Origin of the sequence: Shimwellia blattae DSM 4481 = NBRC 105725, from assembly GCF_000262305.1 — a bacterium.
Classification (GTDB): Bacteria; Pseudomonadota; Gammaproteobacteria; order Enterobacterales; family Enterobacteriaceae; genus Shimwellia; species Shimwellia blattae.
In genome coordinates, this window is sequence record NC_017910.1 from 3,307,194 (window position 1) to 3,331,816 (window position 24,623).

Here is a 24,623-nt window from a genome sequence, read left to right on the forward strand (position 1 = left end):
CCAGGCATCAGGACGAATACTTTTTGGTGCGCCGGGTCGGTTGCGCCGTTGCGGGCGAATCCGGCCAGACATGTTTGGGATAGCGCCCTTTCATCTCTTTTTGCACTTCCCGGTAGGCCCCCTGCCAGAAAGCACAGAGATCCCGGGTTATCTGTAGCGGACGCATGGCTGGCGATAACAGCTCCAGCGTCAGCGCTACCCGCCCCCGGGCAATCACCGGCGTTTGTGCCTCGCCAAACATCTCCTGCATACGTACCGCCAGCGCCGGGGGGTTATCCTCATGATAGCGGATAACGATCCGGCTGCCGCCTGGCACAGTGTAATGAGTTGGCAGCTCACTATCCAGTCGCTGGCGCTGCTGCCAGCTCAGTAATGATCCTAATGCCATTTCCGGATCCACCTTCTTCAGCGCGCTGAGTGAATCCACCCCCTTCAGAAACGGCCCGAGCCAGTTTTCCAGATTGTCCAGCAGTGCCTGAGTGCTGACATCCGGCCAGCTCTCCTCGGGTAACCACCGGGCCGCCCAGTGCAGGCGCAGGCGCAATTGTTGCGCCTGGGGTGTCCAGTTCAGCACGCTCAGCCCCCGGTCGCGAATACCGTTAAGTATCGCCTGCTCGAGCACCTCAGGCCCGGGTTTGGCCAGCGGCTGCTCGCGCAGCACCAGACGGCCAATACACCAGCGGCGAAACGCTTTTAATGTGCCGCGCGTCTCGTCCCATTCCACGCTGTCCTGCTGCTCCGGCACGTCGGGGCACGCTGCCACCAGCGTATCAATATCCACCGGATACCCCTGCAAAATGCGCGCGTCCGGGCTCTGGCTGCCCTGCAACAGCAACGGCGCCAGCAGCCACTCATAGCGGGTCAGGGCATCGTCGCTGTTGAGCATCGCCCCCATGCCGTTTGCCAGCAGGTAGCGCCCTTCCTGGCCGCGGCGGCGGGCCAGACGATCGGCAAATCCGTACATCAGCAGCTGCCCCACTGCGTCAAAATCAACCGGCCCCGGTGACTGGCGGCTCCCCAGCCGCCGGATAAGCTGACGGGCCCGCTGCTGCCAGTGCGGCTGGCTGCGGTGCAGGGCAGAGCGTAAATCCCCGTCCCCGCCGCGCGGTGGCTCTTCAATAATCGCCGCCAGCAGTGCGGCGGTGCCCCGTTGGGGCTCACTGGCCCTGACCAGCATCGCCCCGGCCCGGGGATCAACCCCCAGCTGCGCCATCTGCCGCCCGGTGCGGGTCAGTTGCCCCTGGCTATCCCGGGCCTGTAAACGCTGCAACAGCGCCCGCGCCGCCGCCAGGTTAATCTCCGGTGGCGGGTCAAGCCAGCACAGTTGCGCGATATCCTGGCATCCCCACAGGCTGAGCTCCAGCACCAGGCCGGACAGATCACTGGTGAGGATCTCCGGTTCACTCTGGGCCGCTGCGCGCTCGGCCTGTTCAGCCCCGATCAGATGCAGGCAGATCCCCGGCTCAAGGCGCCCGGCACGCCCGGCGCGCTGGGTCATGGAGGCCTGGCTGATGCGCTGGGTCACCAGCCGGGTCAGGCCGGTGCGCGCGTCAAACCGCGCCACCCGCTCCAGGGAGGCGTCCACCACAAGGCGGATCCCCTCGATAGTCAGGCTGGTTTCCGCAATATTGGTCGCCAGTACCACTTTCCGGCGCCCCGGCGGGGCGGGAAGAATCGCCTTGCGCTGCTCGCTGAGCGGCAGCGCCCCGTACAGCGGGCACAGCATAACGTCACCGCTGACCCGCTCTTCAAGCAGGGTCATCACCCGCTGAATCTCGCCCACGCCGGGTAAAAACAGCAGCAGCGAGCCGCTCTCACTGCCCAGTAAGGCGCTAACGGCCTGGGCGACCCCCTCTTCCAGGCGCTGATGGCTCGCCAGCGCCTGATACCGGCGCTCAACCGGGAAGCTGCGCCCCCGGGAGACAATCAGCGGTGCCTGCGGCAGGCAGGCCTGCAGGCGCTCATTGTCCAGGGTGGCGGACATCACCAGCAGGCGCAAATCGTCCCGCAGCCCCTGCTGCACATCCAGCAGTAGCGCCAGGGCCAGATCCGCCTGCAGGCTGCGCTCGTGAAATTCATCCAGAATCACCAGCCCCACACCGCTCAGCTCCGGATCCTGCTGAATCAGCCGGGTGAGGATCCCCTCGGTGACCACTTCCAGGCGTGTCGTCGGGCCGGTGCAGTTATCGGCCCGCATCCGGTAGCCCACGGTTTCACCAGGCTGCTCTCCCAGCTGTTCTGCCAGGCGCTGTGCCACGTTACGCGCCGCCAGGCGGCGGGGCTCAAGCAGTAAAATCCGCCCGTGGATATCAGGATCGTTTAACAGCGCCAGGGGCAGCCAGGTGGATTTACCCGCCCCGGTGGGCGCACTCAGTAAAACCTGCGGGCAGCGGTGTAGTGCGTCGAGCAGTTCAGGCAGTACCACTGCCACCGGAAGAGAGGACACAGCATTCTCCAGGGGTTAACATCGTTGGCTGAGCATTGTAGCATCCCGCCATCCTATTACCGAGAGAGAACCATGCCCGAGTCACAGCGCCTTTTTTTCGCCCTGTCCCTGCCCGCGCGGCTTCAGCGCCAGCTGGTCAGCTGGCGGGCACAGGCATTTGAGGAACACACCGGGCGGCCCGTTGCCGGGGCCAGTCTGCATATGACGCTGGCGTTCCTCGCGGATGTCAGCCCCGAAAAACAGCAGGCGTTAATGACCCTTGCCGGGCGGATACGCCAGCCGCGCTTTACCCTGCGCCTGGACGATGCCGGCCACTGGCCCCGCCCGGGCGTGGTCTGGCTTGGCACCCGCCAGCCCCCCAGGGGGCTGATACAACTGGCAGACCTGCTGCGTGCCCAGGCGGCCCGTAATGGCTGCCACCAGAGCAATGCGCCGTTTCATCCGCATATCACGCTCTACCGTCAGGCAACACGCCCGGTGGCGCTGCCGCCGCCCGGGTTTTGCTGGACGACGGACGTGCAAGAATTCACCCTGTTTGCCAGCGAGTTTTCCCGGGGGCGAACCCGGTATCAGGCGCTACACAGCTGGCCATTAGTGTAAGGAATATGGTTATGGAATTCGTACCGCCCCTCAGGCAAGCCACCCTGATCAAGCGCTACAAGCGCTTTCTTGCCGATGTGGTCGACACCCGGGGCGAGGTGTTTACGCTGCACTGCCCGAACACCGGCGCCATGACCGGGTGCGCCACGCCGGGCGACACGGTGTGGTACTCCACCTCAGACAGTAAAACGCGTAAATACCCGCATACCTGGGAGTTGACACAAACCGCCGCCGGTGACCTGATTTGTGTTAATACGATGCGGGCAAACACCCTGGCAAAAGAGGCGATTCTGGCAGGCCGGATAGCGCCCCTCAGCGGCTATCCCCACCTGCGCCAGGAGGTTAAATACGGCGCCGAAGGGAGCCGCATTGATCTTCTGCTCCAGGCGGATGACCGGGTTAACTGCTATATTGAAGTGAAATCCGTCACATTGCTGGATAACCAGCAGGGTTATTTTCCGGATGCGGTCACCGAACGGGGCCAGAAGCATTTACGGGAACTGATAAAAGTGGTGGAAGGCGGCGAGCGGGCCGTGCTGCTGTTTACGGTATTACACTCCGGTATTAATCAGGTATCTCCGGCACGCCATATTGACACCCGCTACGGACAATTAATCGATGAAGCGCGGCACAAAGGGGTGGAAATTTTCGCCTGGAAGGCGGAACTTTCCTGGCAGGAGATATGTCTGAAAATGCCTGTGCCGTTTTCACCATAACGGCAGGACATATAAAGTATATTTCGTGTTCGGGCTGCGGCGTAAATAAGCTGTTCCTCACAGGCTTGTCAAGGGATGAGTTTATGTAATTGCCATCCGGAAAAGCATCTGCTATTTATAGCGGCCTGATTTTCCCCCGATATGGGGACCGATAGTGCGTGTTAAGGAGAAGCAACATGCAAGAAGGGCAAAACCGTAAAACATCGTCCCTGAGTATTCTGGCCATCGCTGGGGTTGAGCCGTATCAGGAGAAACCGGGCGAAGAATATATGAACGAAGCCCAGCTGGCGCACTTCAGACGCATTCTGGAAGCGTGGCGCAATCAACTCAGGGATGAAGTTGATCGTACCGTAACGCATATGCAGGATGAAGCCGCCAACTTTCCGGATCCTGTCGACCGTGCCGCTCAGGAAGAAGAGTTCAGCCTTGAATTACGCAACCGCGATCGCGAGCGCAAGCTGATCAAAAAGATCGAAAAAACGCTGAAAAAAGTAGAAGACGAAGATTTCGGGTTCTGCGAATCCTGTGGCGTTGAGATAGGTATCCGCCGCCTTGAAGCGCGTCCGACTGCTGATTTGTGCATCGACTGCAAAACCCTTGCAGAGATCCGCGAAAAGCAGATGGCAGGCTGACAGTGCCGGGTTCACCCACATACTAAACACAGGCGGGAATTTTCCCGCCTCATTTTTTAGATGGCAAGAAAACATTACACCGGGCGATTTGCCCCCTCCCCTTCTGGCGAGCTGCATTTTGGCTCACTGATCGCCGCACTGGGCAGCTACCTCCAGGCTCGCGCCCGTCAGGGTCGCTGGCTGGTCCGCATTGAAGATATCGATCCCCCCCGGGAGATCCCCGGAGCCGCACAGACTATCCTGCACCAGCTTGAACACTACGGCCTGCACTGGGACGGTGACGTGCTCTGGCAGTCTCAGCGCCATGATGCCTACCGGGAAGCCCTGGCGTGGCTGCATCAGCGCGGGCTCAGCTACTACTGCACCTGTACCCGTAGCCGAGTCCAGCAACTGGGGGGATTTTACGACGGCCACTGCCGCGACCAGCGCACACCCGGCACTACGCCTGCCGCCATCCGCCTGCGCCAGCAGCACCCGGTCACGCAGTTTCACGATGTGCTGCGTGGCCCGCTGGTGGCAGACCCAGCCATGGCGGCAGAAGATTTTATTATCCACCGCCGGGACGGTTTATTTGCCTATAATCTGGCGGTAGTGGTGGATGACCATTTTCAGGGCGTGACGGAAATCGTGCGCGGTGCCGATCTGATAGCCCCCACGGTGCGCCAGATTTCGCTGTATCAGCACTTTGGCTGGCCGGTGCCTGATTATCTGCATCTTCCCCTGGCGCTGAATCACGAGGGTAATAAACTGTCCAAGCAGAACCATGCGCCAGCGCTGCCACAGGGGGATGCCAGGCCGGTTATTCTGGCGGCACTGCAGTTTTTACAGCAGCCCGCCATCACCGGCTGGCAGGACTTATCCCTTGAGCAAATACTGGCCCTGGCCGTTCGCAACTGGTCTGTGGCGCGTATCCCCCAGGCAGGGGCAACAATACGTCATTCTCAAATGCCCCACTCTGAGCTATGATTATGCGCTGTTTTTTTTGGCCTAATACAGACACAACCGAGGTGTACTATTTTTACCCGAGTCGCTAATTTTTGCCGCAAGGTGTTGAACCGCGATGATAGCGTGGAGACGGCGCGCGACACACAACCACACATAACGGTGATCCCCCGGGAGCAGCACTCTATTTCGCGTAAAGACATCAGTGAAAATGCGCTGAAGGTGCTGTATCGCCTGAATAAATCAGGATACGAAGCCTACCTGGTCGGCGGCGGTGTGCGTGATCTGCTGTTGGGCAAAAAACCAAAAGATTTCGACGTGACCACCAACGCCACCCCGGATCAGGTGCGTAAACTGTTCCGTAACTGCCGCCTGGTGGGGCGCCGTTTCCGTCTGGCCCATGTGATGTTTGGCCCGGAAATCATTGAAGTGGCGACCTTTCGCGGCCACCACGAAGAGCAGGCCGACCGCCAGCAGTCCCAGCGCGGCCAGAACGGCATGCTGCTGCGCGACAATATCTTCGGCTCCATTGAAGAAGACGCCCAGCGCCGGGATTTCACCATTAACAGCCTCTACTACAGCGTTGCGGATTTTACCGTCCGGGATTATGTGGGCGGCCTGAACGATCTGCGTGCCGGGATCATTCGCCTGATTGGCACACCGGAAACCCGCTACCGGGAAGATCCGGTCCGCATGCTGCGCGCCGTGCGCTTTGCCGCCAAACTGAATATGACCATTGAGCCCGCCACCGGCGAGCCTATCCCGCGCCTGTCTACGCTGCTAAATGATGTTCCCGCCGCCAGACTTTATGAAGAGTCGCTGAAGTTATTGCAGTCCGGCTACGGCTACAATACCTACCGCCTGCTGTGTGAATATCAACTCTTTCAGCCCCTGTTCCCGACCATTACGCGCTACTTCACCGAAAACGGCGACAGCCCGATGGAGCGCATCATCGCCCAGGTGCTGAAAAATACCGATAACCGCATCCATAACAACATGCGGGTGAACCCGGCGTTTCTGTTTGCCGCCATGCTGTGGTATCCCCAGCTGGAGATGACCCAGAAACTGGCCCAGGAGAGCGGCCTGCCGTGGTTTGACGCCTTCGCCCTGGCGATGAACGATGTGCTGGATGAAGCCTGCCGCGCGCTGGCGATTCCGAAGCGCATTACCTCGCTGATTCGCGATATCTGGCAGCTACAGTTGCGGATGTCCCGCCGCCAGGGGCGTCGCGCCTGGAAGCTGATGGAGCATCCGAAATTCCGCGCCGCTTTTGATCTGCTCGCCCTGCGGGCTGAAGTGGAGCACAACGGCGAGCTGCAACGCCTGGCCACCTGGTGGGCTGAATTCCAGGTTGCCGCGCCGCCGTTACAAAAAGAGATGATCAACCAGTTGGGTGATGATCCTGCCCGCCGCCGTCCGCGCCGCCCGCGCAAGCGCCCGGCACCGCGCCGCGAGGGCAATGGGTGATCCGCTGTTATATTGCGCTGGGCAGTAATCTGGCCTCTCCGCTGGAGCAGGTTACCGGCGCGCTGCGCGCGCTGGCGCAGATCCCACAAAGCACGGTGGTTGCGGTCTCCGCGTTTTACCGCACCCCTCCTCTGGGGCCGCAGGATCAGCCGGACTACCTCAACGCGGCAGTGGCGCTGGATACCACGCTGACGCCGGAGCAGTTACTGGATAATACCCAGCGTATTGAGCAGGAAAGTGGCCGGGTGCGTAAAGCCGAACGCTGGGGACCGCGCACCCTTGATCTGGATATTATGCTGTTTGGCAATCAACAGATTAATACCCCGCGCCTGACCGTACCGCACTACGATATGCACAACCGGATGTTTATGCTGTGGCCGCTGTATGAGATTGCCCCGGATCTGGTTTTCCCGACCGGTGAAAGCCTGAAACAGTGCCTGAGTGAGCTATCCGATCCTCCCCCGCCCCGCTGGCAGGACAACGATTGCGCAGACTAGCCCGCGCCGGGTCGGCGATTAGTGCCTTTTACCGCTAATCGCCCCTCAAAACATTGGCAATCCTGGCCCATATCTTACAGAATGCGCTATCTATTCACAGCCAGGCTTTTTCGTTTCTGACAGCGGGTATGGCTACGCAGGTTGCCGCAATAGCGCGCCCCCGGGCCAGTCAGACTGTGTTGTTAGCGCCTGATCCAGACTCAGATGTCAGAGGAATAGCCGTCCGGGGTATTATGAAACCGACGACCGTTGCAAATCTACGCCAGCTGAAACAACAGCATAAAAAATTCGCCACCATCACCGCTTATGAATACAGCTTCGCCAAACTGTTTGCCGAAGAGGGTATTGGCGTATTGCTGGTGGGTGACTCACTCGGCATGACCGTTCAGGGCCATGACTCTACTCTGCCTGTTACCGTTGATGAAATTGCCTACCACACGCAAATTGTCCGCCGCGGCGCGCCCCTGAGCCTGCTGATGGCCGACCTGCCGTTTATGGCCTACGCCACACCAGAGCAGGCGTTTGAAAACGCCGCCACCGTGATGCGCGCCGGGGCCAATATGGTCAAAATCGAAGGAGGCCGCTGGCTGGCCGACACGGTGAAAATGCTCACCGAACGCGCCGTACCGGTGTGTGGTCACCTGGGGCTGACCCCTCAGTCCGTGAATATTTTTGGCGGCTACAAAGTGCAGGGCCGCGGTGATGAAGCCGCCCAGACCCTGTTTGACGATGCGCTGGCAATTGAAGCCGCAGGCGCCCAGTTACTGGTGCTGGAGTGTGTGCCCGCGCCGCTGGCTGAACGTATCACCCAGGCGCTGAGTATTCCGGTTATCGGGATCGGGGCCGGTAAAGGTACGGATGGCCAGATTCTGGTCATGCATGATGCGCTGGGGATCACCGGCGGTCACACGCCTAAATTCTCAAAAAATTTCCTCGCACAAACCGGCGATATCCGCGCAGCGGTACGCCAGTATATTGCCGAGGTTGAATCGGAAGCCTTCCCGGCTGACGAGCACAGTTTCTACTGACAGGAGAACGGTTGTGTTAATTATCGAAACCTTACCCCAGTTACGCCAGCAAGTACGGCGCTGGCGTCAGGAAGGCAAACGCGTTGCGCTGGTGCCCACCATGGGTAACCTGCACGACGGGCACATGAAACTGGTAGACGAAGCCAGAGCCCGGGCGGATGTCGTAGCGGTAAGTATTTTTGTTAACCCCATGCAGTTTGATCGCCCGGAAGATCTGGCGCGCTACCCGCGCACCCTGCAGGAAGATTGCGAAAAACTGAACCGCCGTGGTGTGGATCTGGTCTTCGCCCCGGCCGTGCAGGAAATCTACCCGAAAGGCCTTGAAAAACAGACCTATGTGGATGTCCCCGGGCTGTCCACCATTCTGGAAGGCGCCAGCCGTCCGGGCCATTTCCGCGGCGTGTCGACCATTGTCAGTAAGCTGTTCAACATGATCCAGCCGGACATTGCCTGCTTCGGTGAGAAAGACTTTCAGCAACTGGCGCTGCTGCGCAAAATGGTTGCCGATATGGGCTATGACATTGAGATTATTGGTGTGCCTATTATGCGCGCCAAAGATGGTCTGGCCCTCAGTTCACGCAACGGTTATCTGACCAGCGAACAGCGTAAAATCGCCCCGGGCCTGCACCAGGTGCTGAGCGAAGTGGCAGATAAACTGCGCGCCGGCGATCGCGATGAAGAAGAGATCCTCACCCTGGCCGCCATGTCCCTGAATGAGAAAGGCTTCCGGGCAGACGATCTGCAAATCCGCGACGCAGACACTCTGGAATCACTGACGGCAGAAAGCAAACGCGCCGTGATTCTGATGGCCGCCTGGCTGGGTGAAGCCCGCCTGATCGACAATATGCAGGTAGAACTGGCATAAGTAGACAGCGGTGAAAAAACGGGCAATACTGCCCGCGATAATAGTCCGGCGGGGGCAGCCCCGCTCTGTTCGTTCTTTTAGTCACTAAGGTTTAAGCCATGATTCGTACAATGCTGCAAGGCAAACTCCACCGCGTCAGAGTGACCCAGGCAGACCTTCACTATGAAGGCTCCTGCGCTATTGACCAGAATTTCCTTGAGGCGGCCGGCATTCTGGAATATGAAGCCATCGATATTTATAACGTCACCAACGGTAAGCGCTTCTCTACCTACGCGATTGCCGCAGAACGCGGTTCTAAAATTATTTCTGTGAATGGCGCCGCCGCACACTGTGCGGATGTGGGCGACATCATGATCATTGCCAGCTACATCACGGTCCCGGATGAACAGGCGCGCACCTGGCAGCCGAAAGTGGCCTACTTTGATGAAGACAACAACATGAAACGCAAAGCGAAAGCGGTGCCGGTTCAGGTTGCATAATGGTCTGACGCCCCCGCCCGGGGGCGTTTTTGTATCAGGAGCGGTTCGAAATCAGCCGGGCCATCACATCCAGTGAGTCGGTGCGCAGAATATACAGCCGTTTTAGCAGCAGTAAATTATCCCCCGGTTTCACCTTCCCCCGCACCGTGGTAACCGCCATATGGAACCCCGCCGCACTGGCCGCATGCACCGCATTTGCGTTATAGCCCCCGAACGGGTAGGAGAGATACCACACCCGGGGCGTAAACTGCTCCAGCGCCCGGCGGGAGCGCTCAAAATCAAACAGAATATTATGGTAGCTGCGGCTCAGCAGCACCGGGCGGTGATCGGCATTAACCCGGTGCAGGAAATGGGTGTGGGACTGCAGATCCAGCACATCCCGGCATTCGGCCAGCTCCCCGAGGCTCATAAACTGCAGCGACACCGGGTTCCACTGTTGCGGGTGGCGCTTAATGCGTGATGAGACAATAAACGCCGTGGCGTGGATACCGTTTTCACGCAGAATCGGGCAGCCATAGCGGGAGACCGATTTCAGCCCGTCATCAAAGGTGACCACCACCGATTTGGCCGGTACGTTGAGCCGGTTACGCAGGTAGCCCTCCAACTGATACATGGTCAGGGTGCTATAGCCCTGCTCGCGCAGCCAGGTCATCTGATTACTGAACGCCACGACGGAGGTCGTCGTTGACGTGTGGCGAAAGCGGGTGTTTTCTTCATCGCGCAGGATGTGGTGGTAAGTGAGAATCGCGATGCCGTTATCCAGCTCAGCATCCAGGCTACTCACCCACCCCAGACGGCCGCCAATCCGGATCTGATACCAGGTCTGGTTGAGGCGATCTTTGAGTTTGCCAATAATCGGGTAGCGTAAATTGGCCGCCAGCGTCCCCAGCGGATCACTGTCATTGGCCGGGCCGCTATAGATGGTGACGTCCTGGAAGGTCAGCAAATTCTGGTTGGTGGGCGGGTTATGCAGGTCGCCCAGGCTGTCTTCCACCCGCCGGGTAGCCAACACCGGCTTCAGGTGCGCCTTATCAATAAAACCGTTGCCAAAGCCAAAGGTGAATTCGTAGTAGTCCGCCACCGTCGGCACCACGGCAATCAGCTGCCCGCCAGCAAGGGTCCCCACAGGGATAACCTTATCCCCCACCCGGGACCAGATAGCGGCCGGTTCGCGGGTTTGCATATACAGAAGAGGGGTTTCCGTGTGGCCGGACAGCATCCGGCCCTGGACCGGCAGGCCGGTCAGTAATAACAGACAAAAAACAAGACGCAAATACATAGCACGGCTACTGCAGGCGTTCGCCTTCGGGAAAGGAATAGCCCGGATTGTAGCAAACCCCGGGCCAGTACCAAATTATCCGCTACGGCGTAACCGGAAAGGCGGGTTCTTTTGCTGCTGATGCCACAGGCTGGTGACCCCGTCCCCCCCGGCGGTGACAATACGCTCCCGGAACAGCTGGCTGCTCAGCTGCGTGCGCAGCGGGAGCATATCCGTCAGCAGCGCCTGATTCACACCCGATATCACTTCACAATGGGCATGTTTATGGCTGAGCAGCGCCGCCGCCCGGTAGGGGGCCGCCCCGGTTTTATCCGTCAGGAAGATAACCCCGTCGCCGCTATCTACCCGGTGTAATGCATCGCACATCATGCGTCCCAGCATATTTGCGCTAAGCCCTTGCCAGTAATTCACCGCCAGGCATTGCTCCTGGTGGCCAAAGCGTTGCTCCAGGCCCTGGAGAATATCCAGCGCCGCATAATCATGGCAGGCAATCACCCATCCCAGCATCGTATCCCTCCTTGTTTGCGTTTCTCAGTGTAGCGTGGTGCGCAAACCTGTACCGGTCAGGGGTCACGGGAATAAAAAAAATGACCCTTTTTATTAAGGTTGACCAACCCACGGGGATTTACTGATATACTGCAACGCCTGAATATCCGGCACTGGCTAAAAAACAGGCAGATGCCGATGATTTTTCATATAAATCATTTGGTTGGGTAAATGAAACATACTGTTGAAGTGATGATTCCGGAAGCGGAGATCAAAGCGCGTGTTGCGGCGCTGGGGCGTCAGATCACTGAAGATTACCGCGACAGCGGCAGTGATATGGTGCTGGTGGGTTTACTGCGCGGCTCGTTTATCTTTATGGCGGATCTGTGCCGTGAAGTGCATGTCGGGCATGAAGTGGATTTTATGACCGCCTCCAGCTATGGCAGCGGCATGGCCAGCACCCGGGATGTGAAAATCCTCAAAGATCTGGATGAAGACATCCGCGGTAAAGACGTGCTGATCGTGGAAGATATCATCGACTCCGGTAATACCCTCTCCCGGGTTAGCGAGATCCTGCGCCTGCGTGAGCCGAAATCACTGGCTATCTGCACCCTGCTGGACAAACCCTCCCGCCGCGAAGTGAATGTGGATGTGAAATACATCGGCTTTTCCATTCCGGACGAGTTCGTGGTCGGCTACGGTATCGACTACGCCCAGAACTACCGCCACCTGCCCTATGTTGGCAAAGTGACGCTGCTGGACGAATAAAAAAGGGGCCGGAAGGCCCCTGATACGCTACCGCGTGATCACTTATGGCTGTGGTGGGTCAGCTTCAGGTTAGAGATCCCGTTGCGGTATTGCTGCTCCAGTGATTCACGGCTGGTTGCGGTCACATCCAGATCGCGCAGTAACCCGTCGTGAATACCATACGCCCAGCCATGGATAGTCACGCGCTGGCCGCGTTTCCAGGCAGACTGCATAATCGTGGAGTGGCCCAGGTTGTATACCTGCTCCATCACGTTCAGTTCACACAGGGTGTCCAGGCGGCGCTCGGCGGGCAGTTCCCCCAGCAGGGAGCTGTGCTTAAACCAGATATCGCGGATGTGCAGCAGCCAGTTGTTAATCAGGCCCAGCTCCGGGTTTTCTACCGCAGCCTGCACTCCACCGCAACCGTAGTGGCCGCAGATAATAATGTGTTCGACTTCCAGCACATCAACGGCGTACTGGACCACAGACAGGCAGTTAAGATCCGTATGGATAACCAGGTTTGCCACGTTGCGGTGAACAAACAGCTCACCAGGTTCAAGGCCAGTTAACCGTTCTGCCGGTACGCGGCTATCAGAGCATCCAATCCACAGAAAGCGGGGTTTTTGTGCTTGCGCCAGATTCTCAAAAAAACCCGGGTTCTCCTCACCCAGCATTTTTGACCACAGACGGTTATTGCTGATGAGTGTATCAATGTCTTTCATTAGAAGTTAATAACCTGTAACCAGGATAAATACGTTGCAGTAATATAGAGCAACTCGTTTTCTTTTTAAACCCGATATATTCTGATGCCTTTGTGCCAGCAGGCCGGGCTGCAGAAATTATCAAAAAAGTCATCACAGGCGATATTACATTCATGACAATTGCACTGGAACTTTCGCAACTCACCAAAACTTACGCCGGGGGCGTGCAGGCCCTGCGGGGTATCGATTTACAGGTGGAGGCCGGCGATTTTTACGCGCTGCTGGGCCCTAACGGTGCCGGGAAATCCACCACTATCGGTATTATCAGCTCGCTGGTGAATAAGACCTCCGGCCAGGTGCGCGTTTTTGGCTATGATCTGGACCGCGATGTGGTCAACGCCAAGCGCCAGCTGGGGCTGGTCCCCCAGGAGTTTAACTTTAACCCGTTTGAAACCGTACAGCAGATCGTGGTCAACCAGGCGGGCTATTACGGTGTGGATCGCAAAGACGCGATCGCCCGCAGCGAGAAGTACCTCACCCAGCTTGATCTGTGGGAAAAACGCAACGAGCGCGCGCGAATGCTCTCCGGCGGGATGAAGCGCCGCCTGATGATTGCCAGAGCGCTGATGCATGAACCGAAGCTGTTGATCCTTGACGAGCCCACCGCCGGGGTCGATATTGAGCTGCGCCGCTCCATGTGGGGTTTTCTGAAGAACCTGAACGACGGCGGCACCACCATTATTCTCACCACTCACTATCTGGAAGAGGCAGAAATGCTCTGCCGCCATATCGGTATTATTCAGCACGGGGAGCTGGTGGAGAACACCACCATGAAAGCCCTGCTGGCGACCCTGAAATCGGAGACGTTTATCCTCGATCTGGCCGCTAAAAGCGCCCTTCCGCAGCTGGAGGGCTATAAATACCGGCTTCTGGACACCGCCACCCTGGAGGTGGAAGTGCTGCGCGAACAGGGCATTAACAGTGTCTTCGCCCAGCTAAGCGCCCAGGGGATTCAGGTGCTGAGTATGCGCAACAAGGCTAACCGCCTGGAAGAGTTATTTGTTTCACTGGTACACAAGAAAAAAGGGGAATCCGCATGATGCGCCTGTACTGGGTGGCCCTGAAGAGCATCTGGACCAAAGAGATCCACCGTTTTATGCGCATCTGGGTTCAGACACTGGTTCCGCCAGTGATCACCATGACGCTCTATTTTATTATCTTCGGCAATTTAATCGGCTCCCGGATCGGCGATATGCATGGCTTTAGCTATATGCAGTTTATCGTCCCGGGGCTGATTATGATGGCGGTGATCACCAACGCCTACGCGAACGTGGCCTCTTCTTTCTTCAGCGCGAAGTTCCAGCGCAACATTGAAGAGTTGCTGGTGGCACCGGTTCCCACCCATGTGATCATTGCCGGTTATGTGGGCGGTGGCGTGGCGCGCGGGCTGTGCGTGGGCATTCTGGTAACGGCGATTTCGCTATTTTTTGTCCCCTTCCAGGTGCACTCCTGGCTGTTTGTCGCCCTGACCCTGTTGCTGACGGCGGTGCTGTTTTCGCTGGCCGGTCTGCTCAACGCGGTATTCGCCAAAACCTTTGACGATATCAGCCTGATCCCGACATTTGTGCTGACACCGCTGACCTACCTGGGCGGGGTGTTTTACTCCCTGGCGCTGTTACCGCCGTTCTGGCAGGGATTGTCCCGTCTGAACCCTATCGTTTATATGATAAGCGGGTTCCGCTTTGGCTTTCTCGGCATTCATGATGTGGCGCTCAGCCTGACCTTTGGCGTGCTGGTGGTCTTTATTATCGCCTTCTATGCCCTGTGCTGGTGGCTTATCCAGAGCGGGCGCGGCCTGCGCACCTGACGCGATAGCCCCCGCCTGCGGGCGGGGGCTACCCTTGTCAGCCGACAGTAAACCCGACCATCATGCCGGTATCTTCGTGCTCCAGCAGGTGGCAGTGGGCCATATAGGCGTGCTCTGCCCGGGCCACATAGTCAAACTTCACCAGTACCTCACTGCGCTTCCCTTCCACGCGGACCATATCCTTCCAGCCCTGACGATGGGCCGCTACCGGCTGGCCGTTCTCACTCAGAATGCGAAACCGGGTGCCGTGAATATGGAACGGGTGCAGCATCATGTCGCCCTCCCCGGAAATGATCCAGCGCTGGTATTTACCCAGCGGCACCGCAAAGCCCGGCTGGTTCATATCGAAGGGTTTGCCGTTGATGGTGTTGGCATGCATCAGATCCAGCGAGCCGCCGCCGTGGGCACCGTGCTCCCCCATGCCCTGGTGCATACCGCCCATGCCCTGATGCATATTGCCCATACCATGGTGCATGCCGCCCATTGCCTGGGCGCCATAGCGCTCCATCAGCGCCTGCATACCCTGCATATCCAGCCGCGGATCCATACCCAGTTGCAGCGTGCGCACCTCCAGACCGTCGGTGGAGGGGAGCCGCTCCTGGGGGATCAGCGTATCCGGCAGCAACCCGGATGCGGGGATGCGTAACGGCTGGATCCGCACCACCGGCCGGGGCTGGTCAAAGGGGGCGATGCTCATCCCCATCTGCGATACCGGCAGGGTGACAATATCAAACGGCTTGCCGTTGCTGGTATCCACCAGCACTTCAAAGCGCTCCCCTGGCATCATCGCCAGTTCACTCAGCTGTACCGGCTCACCCAGCAGGCCACCGTCGCTGCCTGTCACATACAGCGGGCGCCCGTCGCTGGCGGCAAGATTCAGGGAGCGGGCATTACAGCCATTCAGTATCCGCAAACGCAGCCAGCCTTTGGGGGTGGCGTGCTCCGGGTAGGCGACACCGTTACACAGCAGCGTGTCGCCAAACCAGCCCACTGCCGCGCTCATAACATCCAGCTGGTAATCGATATTACCCTGATTATCAAAGCGTTTATCCTGGATAATCAGCGGAATATCATCAACTCCCCACTGCTTTGGCAGCATCAGTTGCAGGGCGGGGGTATCATCAATCAGCACCAGCCCGGCCAGCCCCTGGGCCACCTGGTGCCCGGTCTGACCGTGCAGATGCGGGTGGAACCAGCAGGTGGCGGCGGGTTGTTCCGGGGTAAACGACACCTGGCGATCGCCCCCGGGGGGGATTATCCCGTGGGGGCCGCCGTCAACCTCGCCCGGCACTTCCAGGCCATGCCAGTGAACCGTGGTAGGGACCGCCAGCCCGTTGTTGATGGCGATAGTCACCGGCTTGCCGCGCTTAAGTTTCAGCGCCGGCCCCAGCAGGTTGCCGTTATATCCCCAGGTAGTGGCATTGTGGCCCGCCATGCGGGTTTTCCCCTGGCGGATACGTAATTTGATGGTGCTGCTGGCATCAGGCTCCAGCAGCTCAGGGATCGGTAACGGCGGCAGACCCGCCGCGTATACACGCTGGCTCCACAACGGTAACAAACTGTATGCCCCGAGGGCAGCGGACAACTTGATAAACTGACGACGCTCCATTTTCAGTTCCTTATAGTGTGTCGGCATCCCTGCGCATCTTTTCTGACCAGAGTGGCACAGGTTACCAGAAGATGAGTGTGTCATACTTTATGCTGACGCGATTAAGTGCTCTGTGCTGTCCTTATGTTGCGCCAGGCGTAGAATGAAAATGACGTAAAACCGGGAAATACGGCGTAATAATTATCACTGGAATCCTCCGAAATATGGTAACGTCTACACCCCGGAAATGAGTGGTAGACACGATGAAGAAGTTTGTCAGGGTGACATTGCTGAGCAGCATTCTTAGCTTTTCTGCCAGCAGCCATGCGTTGAGTGAGTCTGAAGCAGAAGATATAGCAGACCTGACCGCGGTGTTCGTTTTTCTGAAAAATGATTGTGGCTACCAGAATTTACCGAATAGTCAGATCAGGCGCGCGCTGGTGTTTTTCGCCCAGCAAAATCAGTGGGATTTAAGCAATTACGACAGCTTCAACATGAAAGCCATGGGCGAAGAGAGCTACCGCGATCTGAGCGGTATTGCCGTGCCGGTGGAGAAAAAATGTAAAGCGCTGTCCCGGGACTCCCTGAGCCTGCTGGCCTACGTAAAATAACCCCCTCCCCCTATTTCAGGTTGCCGGTAATCAGGCCAGGTGCAGATTACCGGGCAGCACCTTCAGTTGCCTGACCACCTCAGTAGCCAGTGCGCCATCGGTTATCATATCCGTCAGCGTGGCCAGCGGGGCCACACAGTACATGGAATAGGCCCCGTATTTGCTGCTGTCTGCCACCAGTACCCGGCGCCGGGCACTGGCAATTAAATCCTGCTTTAACCCGGCTTTCTCCTCCGTGGGCGTAGTGATCCCTTTTTCCAGGCTCCAGGAGTTACAGCTGATAAACGCCACATCAGGGTAGATACCACGCAGCAAACGGCGGCCGTGATCGCCAATGCAGGACTGGCTGGAATCATCAATCCGCCCGCCGGTGATGGTGACCTCAATCTGCTGACTGGCCGCCAGAAAAAGCGCGATATGCAGATCGGTTGTGATCACCCGCAGGGGTAAATGGGTGATCTGGTGCGCCAGCGCCAGGGTGGTGGTGCCCGCATCCAGGATAACCGTATCCCCCGGGTTAATCAGGCTTGCGCCGTAACGGGCAATGGCGAGCTTCTGCTGCCGGTTGCGCCACTGTTTTTCGCCGGTTGTCGGCTGGCCGGGAATAAACCGGTTAAGCACAACGCCGCCGTGGCTGCGGGTGATCATCCCCTGCCCGTCCAGGCGGATAAGATCGCGCCGGATGGTGGCCGGAGAGGCATCAATCGCGGCCACCAGTTGCCCGACCGTGGCCAGATTATGGCTTTTCAGATAGTCGAGGATCTGCTCCAGGCGGCGCTGCTGCTTCATGGTGATTACGCAAGCGCGATGGCAAGCCGGACGGCGGCAGCCATGCTCTCAGGGCTGGCTTTTCCGCTCCAGGCGATGTCAAACGCGGTTCCGTGGTCTGCCGATGTCCGGATAAAAGGCAACCCGGCGGTAATATTCACCCCGTCATAGAACCCCAGCAGTTTCAGCGGAATATGTCCCTGGTCATGGTACATGGCGACCACCATGTCGAACTGCCCTTCCCGGGCCTGCAGAAAGACCGTATCCGGCGGGCACGGGCCCTGCACGTCAATACCCCGGGCACGGGCCGCCATGATCGCGGGGGTCACCGTGGTTATCTCCTCATCGCCAAACAGGCCATTCTCCCCCGCATGAGGGTTTACCCCGGCCACCGCAATCCGCGGAGCGCTATACCCCACCCGCCGGAGAAAACGGTCCGCAAGCCCGATAACCGTCTCAATACGCCGGGCATTCAGGGTGGCGAGGAATCTCCCCAGCGCAACATGGGTAGAGACGTGGATGACTTTTAACGTATCCGTATACAGCACCATGGCGTACTCTTTACAGCCCGTTAAGCTCGCCAGCAGCTCCGTATGCCCCGGATACATGTGCCCGGCCAGGTGCAGCGCCTCTTTGTTCAGCGGGGCGGTGGCAATGCCCTGAACCTGGCCTGCCTGCGCCAGCGCCGTTGCCCGCGTGACACAGCGCCAGGCCAGATCCCCGGCCTGGGCCTGAAGCTGCCCGGGCACCAGCTCCCCGGGGCTGGCCAGCGGCTCATCGATAACATGAATAACCCCGGGGGCAAAGCGCGCCTCGCTGACGGCCTGAACCGGCCGTAATTCTGCCGCAGGCACAATCCCGGCGGCCTGAATACGCCGCAAGGTTGCCAGGCAGCCCACCACAACCGCAGGGGCCCCCGCCAGCGCCCCCCGGGCCAGGGTTTTAATAATGATCTCAGGGCCGATACCGGCGGGATCCCCCATGGTGATAGCAATTGTCTTATTTGCCACTGTACATCTCCTCAACGTAGTGTAATGCGTCCCGCAGGGTGGTGATGCCACCAAACCCACCGGCTTTGGTTATCACCGGTAAATCGTCAATATCGCTGTTAATAAAGGTGCCACAGGGCACACAGGGGGCCACCTCAGCAGCAATACGGTAGCCTTCCGCCCCCAGGGCCCGGGCCACGGCGATAGCCATATCGCCCCCGGTAAGAAACAGGCCGCCTGGCCGGGTGTTGCGGATAATATCGACGGTGATCTCCCCCAGTGCGCGGCTGATGCGCTCCCCCAGTTGCCTGCGGCTCAGACCGCTGCGGGCACAGAGCCCGTCAATACGGTGGCGATCCGCACTATCGCGGCAGGTGCGCAGCACGCAATGCCGCCGGGCCTGTAGCAGGGCCACCGCCTCTGCCACCCACCGGCGACAGGCAACGGCAGGCTCGCTGCCTGTCAGGCTGGCCACATCGATATCGACAATGCCGACCGCATCCTCCCGGGCGGCAAAAGCAATCTGCTCCCGGGTGGCCTCGCTCATGGAGCCGGCAACAACCAGCACCGGCAACGGCTGGCGCGGAGCCATAAACAGGCGGGGGTCCAGCGTGTTTGCCAGACCGGCAGCCCCCACCAGCAGGTAGGGCACGGTCAGCGCTGTGGCATGGCGGGCCAGCAGGGCCAGATCAGCATCAGACTCGGCATCCACCACCAGAATGCAGGGGCCGCTGCGCCCTGCAGCCTTCAGCCGCTCCGGCAGTGCCGGGCTGCGCAATGTGGCAAGATCCAGCTCCTGAACCCCGGTGCGGGTTTGCTGGCTGATCAGGGTTTTGATCCGCGAAGAGACGATCGGGGTTTTGGGATCACTGGCAAACTCGGTCTCGTCCAGAGGCACCCCGTTGACCAGGCACCGCCCGTTGTGGGTTGTGCGCCCGGCGGCCGGGATAGCCGCCGCCACAATAGCCAGCACCGCCCCGCAGGCCGCCATGGCGGCCTCAATCTCCGCCCCCACGTTGCCGCGAAAGGTGGAGTCTATTTTTTTGTAGATTTGCACGGCCTCCCCGCCGCCGCACCAGGGGGCCAGGGCGGCCTGCACGCGCTGGCGCGCCTGATCTGCGGGCAGCGCCCGGCTTTCAGTGTTAATCACCAGCACATCGCAGCGCCGCAGCGGGCTTTGCCGTTCGCTGAGTAACACGTCGGTACGGGCACCTTTGCGGGCCAGCTGCACGCCGGTATCATTTGCCCCGGTGAAATCATCCGCAATCACGACCATTTTCATGCTTTTTCCCCTCCCTGGGCCGGTCTGGCGGCATAGCGTTTCGCCACCCGGGAGGTGAGTAACGGTGTCAGAATGGCGGTTGTGATCACCGAGGTGGCAATCAGCGGGGCGGCAGAGGCGGCCACCTCCGCCAGCGCCGGATCGGCCTGGGCTATCGCCAGCGGTGTGGCGACCGCATTACCGGCCGTGCTGGACGCCGCCGCCCCGGCAATCCCCGAGCCCCCCACCAGGCGATCGGCCCGGATGGTGAACCAGCCCCCGATAAAGGTCGTCAGCACGCCCAGCAAAATGCCCGCCATACCGCCCTGTAGCAGGGTCTCCAGATTAATACCGGCCCCGAGGGCAAAAGCGAAAAAGGGGATAAGCACAGGGCCGCCCCGGGTGAGAAAATCGCGCATCTGCGGGTCAAGATTGCCGAGCGTCATCCCCACCACCAGCGGCACCAGCACGGCCACCAGCGCGATAAGCGGGATATTCGCCATACCGGCGGCCCCCAGGGCAATCAGGGTAAAAAAGGGCCCGTCATTCAGTGACAGTATCGAAATGGCCCCCACGTCGCGCTCATTGCCAAACTCCCCGACCAGGGCCGCATAGAGCCCGCCGTTAGAGTTGCTCATGGCGGCAATCAGCGCCACACCGGACAGGCCGAAAAGACCCTGCGCGCCAAATAATTTTTCCACCCCCAGGCCGAGCACAATAGCGACCAGTAACTTAGTCAGGGTGATAGTGCCCCCCTGGAGTAACGCCTGCGGGGCGGCTTTCACACTGATCCCGGCCCCCATACACAGCAAAAAGGCCCCGATAAGCGCAGGTGCCCCCTGTTTAAACAGCGCGCTGGTAAAGCCGCCAATTTCCAGGGCCCCGGGGGTAAACGTATTCAGCAGCGCGCCACACACCAGCGGGACCACCATCATTCCGCCAGGAATTTTTTCTATTGCCTGTTTAAGATTCATACTGGCCTCACATTGAGTGGAATTAATCAACGTGATTGTATTCAGTCAAAAATTAACCAGAGCAGGCGCAGCTGTACTTTAGAATTACTACAAGCTGATGATTTGATTTTATTTAATCATGGTTGGGATTCGGGCAAGAGGGCGGGAAACAGTGCAGCAGCGCCCTGCTGCACTGGTGGGGAAAGTGCGAAAAATTAGCGGTTATGTGCCAGAAACTCCCGGTAGGCACTGGCCACCTGGAGAAAGTCCTCCACGCCGCACAGGGAGAGGCTCTCTTCATCGTAATAGCTCATGCCCTCTTCCATTTCATCGCCGCTGAATTCCAGCTGGTTAGCGCGGATCATCACCTCTTCGCCATCCAGCCACAGGGTATATTCGTGGCCCGCTTTCTGCCACTGGCGCTCACTGCCTTTAACAGATTCGGCGGCCTGTTCAACTTCGCTGAGCAGTGCCAGGTTGTCTTTCACTTCTTCATTAAACCAGTGCCCCACGGCTTCGTGGCCCATCGACATACGTACTTTAACGTTGCCGGTAATATCGCGCAGAAATTCGTAATCCATCATGTTGTCCTCACAGCCGGGACGAGGTGACTGCCCCTCGCCTCCATGCTTTTATTATCGCTGGTCGGGGGCAGAAAAGCAGTGGGCATAACGGGCGGCCCCCACAATTCACAACAATAACGCAGCCGTTCGGCCAAATGTGCAGCAGCGCAGGCAAACCGGCAATAAAAAAGGGCCCCGAAGGGCCCTTACGGGTGATACTGCCTGCTTACACTGCAGTCTGGAAAATCACGCCGTCGGCTTTTTCCGTGTACTGGGTCAGCTGGTCAAAGTTGAGGTAGCGGTAGGTATCCGCCGCGCTCTCATCCACTTTGCCAATAAAGGCCAGATACTCGGCCGGTGTTGGCAACTTGCCGAGCAGAGAAGCCACCGCCGCCAGCTCCGCAGAGGCCAGATACACATTGGCACCGGTGCCCAGACGGTTCGGGAAGTTACGGGTGGAGGTAGACACCACTGTGGCGCCATCCGCTACCCGCGCCTGGTTACCCATACACAGTGAACAGCCCGGGATCTCGATACGCGCCCCGCTCTTACCAAATACGCTGTAGTAGCCCTCTTCAGTAAGCTGAGCCGCATCCATCCTGGTGGGCGGTGCCACCCACAGACGGGTCGGCAGCTGGCCTTTGTGGCTGTCCAGCAGTTTACCCGCCGCGCGGAAGTGGCCGATGTTGGTCATACAGGAGCCGATGAACACCTCGTCAATCTTATCCCCGGCAACGGTAGACAGCAGGCGGGCATCATCCGGATCGTTTGGCGCACACAGGATAGGCTCTTTGATCTCATTAAGATCAATGTCGATCACCGCGGCGTATTCTGCATCGGCGTCGGCTTCCAGCAGTTGCGGATCCGCCAGCCATTTTTCCATCCCCTGAATACGGCGCTCCAGCGTACGACGATCCCCGTAACCTTCGGCGATCATCCACTTCAGCAGAACGATATTCGAGTTCAGGTACTCAATGATCGGCGCTTTATCCAGCTTGATAGTACAGCCCGCCGCAGAGCGCTCAGCAGAGGCATCGGTCAGTTCGAACGCCTGCTCAACCTTCAGATCCGCCAGCCCTTCGATCTCCAGGATGCGGCCGGAGAAGATATTTTTCTTCCCTTTCTTCTCAACGGTCAGCAGACCCTGCTGGATGGCGTAGTAAGGGATGGCATGCACCAGATCACGCAAGGTGATCCCGGGCTGCATTTTCCCTTTAAAGCGCACCAGTACCGATTCCGGCATATCCAGCGGCATCACGCCCGTTGCGGCAGCAAAGGCCACCAGGCCGGAGCCTGCCGGGAACGAAATACCGATCGGGAAACGGGTGTGGGAGTCACCACCGGTGCCCACCGTATCCGGCAGCAGCATGCGATTCAGCCAGGAGTGGATAACCCCATCCCCCGGGCGCAGGGAGACGCCGCCCCGGTTCATGATAAAGTCCGGCAGGGTGTGGTGGGTGGTAACGTCCACCGGCTTCGGATAGGCCGCCGTGTGGCAGAAAGACTGCATAACCAGATCCGCAGAGAAGCCCAGACAGGCCAGATCTTTGAGCTCGTCACGGGTCATCGGCCCGGTGGTATCCTGGGAGCCTACCGAGGTCATTTTCGGTTCGCAGTAGGTGCCCGGGCGAATACCTTCCACACCACAGGCGCGGCCAACCATTTTCTGCGCCAGTGAGAAGCCGCGGCTGCTTTGCGCCACGTCTTTCGCTTTGCGGAACACATCGCTGTGCGCCAGCCCCAGGGATTCCCGGGCTCTGGTGGTCAGCCCGCGGCCGATAATCAGCGGGATACGGCCGCCGGCGCGCACTTCGTCGAGCAGCACGTCGGTTTTCAGTTCAAAGGTCGCCAGCAGTTCGTCGGTTTCGTGGTTGCGCACTTCCCCTTTGTACGGGTAGATGTCGATAACATCGCCCATATTCAGGTTAGAGACGTCCACTTCTACCGGCAGGGCGCCCGCATCTTCCATGGTGTTGAAGAAGATAGGCGCGATCTTGCCGCCCAGCACCACACCACCGCCGCGTTTGTTCGGCACATAGGGGATATCGTCGCCCATAAACCACAGCACCGAGTTGGTTGCCGATTTACGGGAAGAGCCGGTGCCGACCACGTCACCCACGTAGGCCAGCGGGAAGCCTTTCTGGCTCAGGGCCTCGATCTGTTTGATCGGGCCAACACTGCCGGGCTGATCCGGGTCGATCCCGTCACGGGCGTTTTTCAGCATCGCCAGGGCGTGCAGCGGAATATCCGGGCGTGACCAGGCATCTGGCGCCGGGGACAGATCGTCGGTGTTGGTTTCACCGGTCACTTTAAAGACGGTTACGGTCAGCTTGTCTGCCAGCTGCGGGCGGGATAAAAACCACTCCGCCTCCGCCCAGGATTTCAGGATCTGCTGTGCGTAGGTATTACCGGCTTTGGCTTTTTCTTCTACATCGTAGAAGTTATCGAACATCAGCAGGGTGTGGGAAAGCGCTTTCGCAGCAATGGGCGCCAGTTTGTCGTTGTCCAGCGCATCAATCAGAGGGTGAATGTTGTAGCCGCCCTGCATGGTTCCCAGCAGTTCAATGGCTTTTTCCGGGCTAACCAGCGGGGAGGATGCTTCGCCTTTGGCGACAGCCGCAAGGAAACCCGCTTTAACATAAGCCGCTTCATCCACACCAGGCGGCACGCGATTGGTCAGCAGGTCCAACAGAAATTCTTCTTCGCCAGCAGGCGGGCTTTTCAGCAGCTCAACGAGTGCGGCCATTTGGGTTGCATCTAAGGGCTTGGGTACAATCCCCTCGGCGGCACGCTCAGCTACGTGCTTACGGTATTCTTCTAGCACGACGTCTCTCCTCGCTCTCATTATTTAAACGGTGCCCGCCCGATTCTCTTCACGCTCCTGTGAGACAGCAGTTTGTAGGGTTTATGCGCGAGCCCGCGACGGCCAGCATAGCAGGATTTTGGCGGAGTGTTAAATTGTTTACAAAAATACAACATAAAATTGTAGCTGAATCGTTAATACTTAAAAATCATACCGCCAGAGGGTTTTCTGACACGCGCCGGTAACATAAGCAGGCGACTAATCACCATAAGTGACAACATCCCCCTAAAAGTCAAAAAATACCCTGCCCGCCCTCATTATACTCGCCGGAAACA

The 24,623-nt window shown here is 58.8% G+C and carries 24 protein-coding genes; 13 read left to right on the top strand and 11 right to left on the bottom strand.

Translation table 11 applies throughout. The features are described 5' to 3' along the window. Nucleotides 1–7: 7 nt before the first annotated feature. A complete protein-coding gene (hrpB, locus tag EBL_RS15545; protein WP_002463982.1) occupies nucleotides 8–2,446 on the bottom strand; it encodes an ATP-dependent helicase HrpB in 2,439 nt (812 codons plus the stop codon). 72 nt (nucleotides 2,447–2,518) lie between these two features. Between hrpB and thpR the strand changes: the two genes are divergently transcribed. The 9 genes from thpR (at nucleotide 2,519) to panD (ending at nucleotide 9,672) form a co-directional block, all read left to right on the top strand. Beyond that, nucleotides 2,519–3,046 carry an RNA 2',3'-cyclic phosphodiesterase gene (gene thpR, locus EBL_RS15550; protein WP_002463984.1) on the top strand — a complete coding sequence of 176 codons (528 nt, stop codon included), beginning with the start codon at nucleotides 2,519–2,521 and terminating at the stop codon, nucleotides 3,044–3,046. Nucleotides 3,047–3,057: 11 nt separating this feature from the next. Then, on the top strand, nucleotides 3,058–3,762 hold the full coding sequence (gene sfsA, locus EBL_RS15555; RefSeq protein WP_002463985.1) for a DNA/RNA nuclease SfsA: 705 nt from the start codon (nucleotides 3,058–3,060) through the stop codon (nucleotides 3,760–3,762). A 176-nt stretch (nucleotides 3,763–3,938) separates the two neighbouring features. Then, nucleotides 3,939–4,394, top strand: a complete 456-nt coding sequence (dksA, locus tag EBL_RS15560; RefSeq protein ID WP_002463986.1) for an RNA polymerase-binding protein DksA — start codon at nucleotides 3,939–3,941, stop codon at nucleotides 4,392–4,394. Nucleotides 4,395–4,454: 60 nt separating this feature from the next. Beyond that, on the top strand, nucleotides 4,455–5,360 hold the full coding sequence (gene gluQRS / locus EBL_RS15565; protein WP_002463987.1) for a tRNA glutamyl-Q(34) synthetase GluQRS: 906 nt from the start codon (nucleotides 4,455–4,457) through the stop codon (nucleotides 5,358–5,360). A gap of 48 nt (nucleotides 5,361–5,408) precedes the next feature. Further along, a complete protein-coding gene (gene pcnB, locus EBL_RS15570) occupies nucleotides 5,409–6,803 on the top strand; it encodes a polynucleotide adenylyltransferase PcnB (RefSeq protein ID WP_217995384.1) in 1,395 nt (464 codons plus the stop codon). Further along, entirely contained in the window at nucleotides 6,800–7,300 is a 501-nt protein-coding gene (folK, locus tag EBL_RS15575) for a 2-amino-4-hydroxy-6-hydroxymethyldihydropteridine diphosphokinase (RefSeq protein WP_002463990.1), read from the top strand. Before pcnB ends, folK begins: the two co-directional genes overlap by 4 nt. 233 nt (nucleotides 7,301–7,533) lie before the next feature. Next, on the top strand, nucleotides 7,534–8,328 hold the full coding sequence (gene panB / locus EBL_RS15580; protein WP_002463992.1) for a 3-methyl-2-oxobutanoate hydroxymethyltransferase: 795 nt from the start codon (nucleotides 7,534–7,536) through the stop codon (nucleotides 8,326–8,328). 13 nt (nucleotides 8,329–8,341) lie between these two features. Then, complete coding sequence (gene panC / locus EBL_RS15585) at nucleotides 8,342–9,193, top strand: pantoate--beta-alanine ligase (protein ID WP_002463993.1); 852 nt, start codon at nucleotides 8,342–8,344, stop codon at nucleotides 9,191–9,193. Between the two features lie 98 nt (nucleotides 9,194–9,291). Next, nucleotides 9,292–9,672: an aspartate 1-decarboxylase gene (panD, locus tag EBL_RS15590; protein ID WP_002463995.1), complete on the top strand. Its 381-nt coding sequence runs from the start codon at nucleotides 9,292–9,294 to the stop codon at nucleotides 9,670–9,672. 34 nt (nucleotides 9,673–9,706) lie between these two features. On the opposite strand, the gene EBL_RS15595 is transcribed toward panD, so the two are convergent. Together EBL_RS15595 and EBL_RS15600 are read right to left on the bottom strand one after the other, a co-directional pair. Further along, nucleotides 9,707–10,951, bottom strand: coding sequence for a polysaccharide deacetylase family protein (locus EBL_RS15595; protein WP_002463997.1), 1,245 nt, complete (start codon nucleotides 10,949–10,951; stop codon nucleotides 9,707–9,709). Between the two features lie 75 nt (nucleotides 10,952–11,026). After that, nucleotides 11,027–11,458, bottom strand: coding sequence for a PTS sugar transporter subunit IIA (locus tag EBL_RS15600; RefSeq protein WP_002463999.1), 432 nt, complete (start codon nucleotides 11,456–11,458; stop codon nucleotides 11,027–11,029). Between the two features lie 210 nt (nucleotides 11,459–11,668). Between EBL_RS15600 and hpt the strand changes: the two genes are divergently transcribed. Beyond that, the gene (gene hpt, locus EBL_RS15605) at nucleotides 11,669–12,205 is read left to right on the top strand and encodes a hypoxanthine phosphoribosyltransferase (protein WP_002464001.1); all 537 of its coding nucleotides are present in this window, start codon (nucleotides 11,669–11,671) and stop codon (nucleotides 12,203–12,205) included. A gap of 38 nt (nucleotides 12,206–12,243) precedes the next feature. Here the strand turns inward: hpt and can are convergent, their stop codons facing one another. Continuing rightward, on the bottom strand, nucleotides 12,244–12,906 hold the full coding sequence (can, locus tag EBL_RS15610; protein WP_002464002.1) for a carbonate dehydratase: 663 nt from the start codon (nucleotides 12,904–12,906) through the stop codon (nucleotides 12,244–12,246). Nucleotides 12,907–13,058: 152 nt separating this feature from the next. Between can and EBL_RS15615 the strand changes: the two genes are divergently transcribed. Together EBL_RS15615 and EBL_RS15620 are read left to right on the top strand one after the other, a co-directional pair. After that, a complete protein-coding gene (locus tag EBL_RS15615) occupies nucleotides 13,059–13,985 on the top strand; it encodes an ABC transporter ATP-binding protein (RefSeq protein ID WP_002464003.1) in 927 nt (308 codons plus the stop codon). Continuing rightward, nucleotides 13,982–14,752: an ABC transporter permease gene (locus EBL_RS15620; protein WP_002464004.1), complete on the top strand. Its 771-nt coding sequence runs from the start codon at nucleotides 13,982–13,984 to the stop codon at nucleotides 14,750–14,752. Before EBL_RS15615 ends, EBL_RS15620 begins: the two co-directional genes overlap by 4 nt. A 37-nt stretch (nucleotides 14,753–14,789) precedes the next feature. On the opposite strand, the gene cueO is transcribed toward EBL_RS15620, so the two are convergent. Further along, nucleotides 14,790–16,361: a multicopper oxidase CueO gene (gene cueO, locus EBL_RS15625; RefSeq protein ID WP_002464005.1), complete on the bottom strand. Its 1,572-nt coding sequence runs from the start codon at nucleotides 16,359–16,361 to the stop codon at nucleotides 14,790–14,792. A 242-nt stretch (nucleotides 16,362–16,603) separates the two neighbouring features. Between cueO and EBL_RS15630 the strand changes: the two genes are divergently transcribed. After that, nucleotides 16,604–16,951 (top strand): YacC family pilotin-like protein, encoded by a 348-nt coding sequence (locus EBL_RS15630; protein WP_002464006.1) that lies wholly within the window; start codon nucleotides 16,604–16,606, stop codon nucleotides 16,949–16,951. 30 nt (nucleotides 16,952–16,981) lie between these two features. On the opposite strand, the gene EBL_RS15635 is transcribed toward EBL_RS15630, so the two are convergent. The 6 genes from EBL_RS15635 to acnB all read right to left on the bottom strand — a co-directional run bounded on the left by EBL_RS15635 (nucleotide 16,982) and on the right by acnB (nucleotide 24,309). Beyond that, nucleotides 16,982–17,740, bottom strand: coding sequence for a DeoR/GlpR family DNA-binding transcription regulator (locus EBL_RS15635; protein ID WP_002464007.1), 759 nt, complete (start codon nucleotides 17,738–17,740; stop codon nucleotides 16,982–16,984). A 5-nt stretch (nucleotides 17,741–17,745) separates the two neighbouring features. Continuing rightward, nucleotides 17,746–18,729 carry a D-threonate 4-phosphate dehydrogenase gene (locus EBL_RS15640; RefSeq protein WP_002464009.1) on the bottom strand — a complete coding sequence of 328 codons (984 nt, stop codon included), beginning with the start codon at nucleotides 18,727–18,729 and terminating at the stop codon, nucleotides 17,746–17,748. Continuing rightward, complete coding sequence (gene dtnK, locus EBL_RS15645; RefSeq protein WP_002464010.1) at nucleotides 18,719–19,990, bottom strand: D-threonate kinase; 1,272 nt, start codon at nucleotides 19,988–19,990, stop codon at nucleotides 18,719–18,721. Before dtnK ends, EBL_RS15640 begins: the two co-directional genes overlap by 11 nt. Then, complete coding sequence (locus tag EBL_RS15650) at nucleotides 19,987–20,943, bottom strand: 2-keto-3-deoxygluconate permease 1 (protein WP_002464011.1); 957 nt, start codon at nucleotides 20,941–20,943, stop codon at nucleotides 19,987–19,989. Before EBL_RS15650 ends, dtnK begins: the two co-directional genes overlap by 4 nt. A 194-nt stretch (nucleotides 20,944–21,137) precedes the next feature. After that, complete coding sequence (yacL, locus tag EBL_RS15655) at nucleotides 21,138–21,503, bottom strand: protein YacL (protein WP_034920234.1); 366 nt, start codon at nucleotides 21,501–21,503, stop codon at nucleotides 21,138–21,140. 208 nt (nucleotides 21,504–21,711) lie between these two features. After that, nucleotides 21,712–24,309: a bifunctional aconitate hydratase 2/2-methylisocitrate dehydratase gene (gene acnB, locus EBL_RS15660; RefSeq protein ID WP_002464013.1), complete on the bottom strand. Its 2,598-nt coding sequence runs from the start codon at nucleotides 24,307–24,309 to the stop codon at nucleotides 21,712–21,714. Nucleotides 24,310–24,623: the final 314 nt, after the last annotated feature.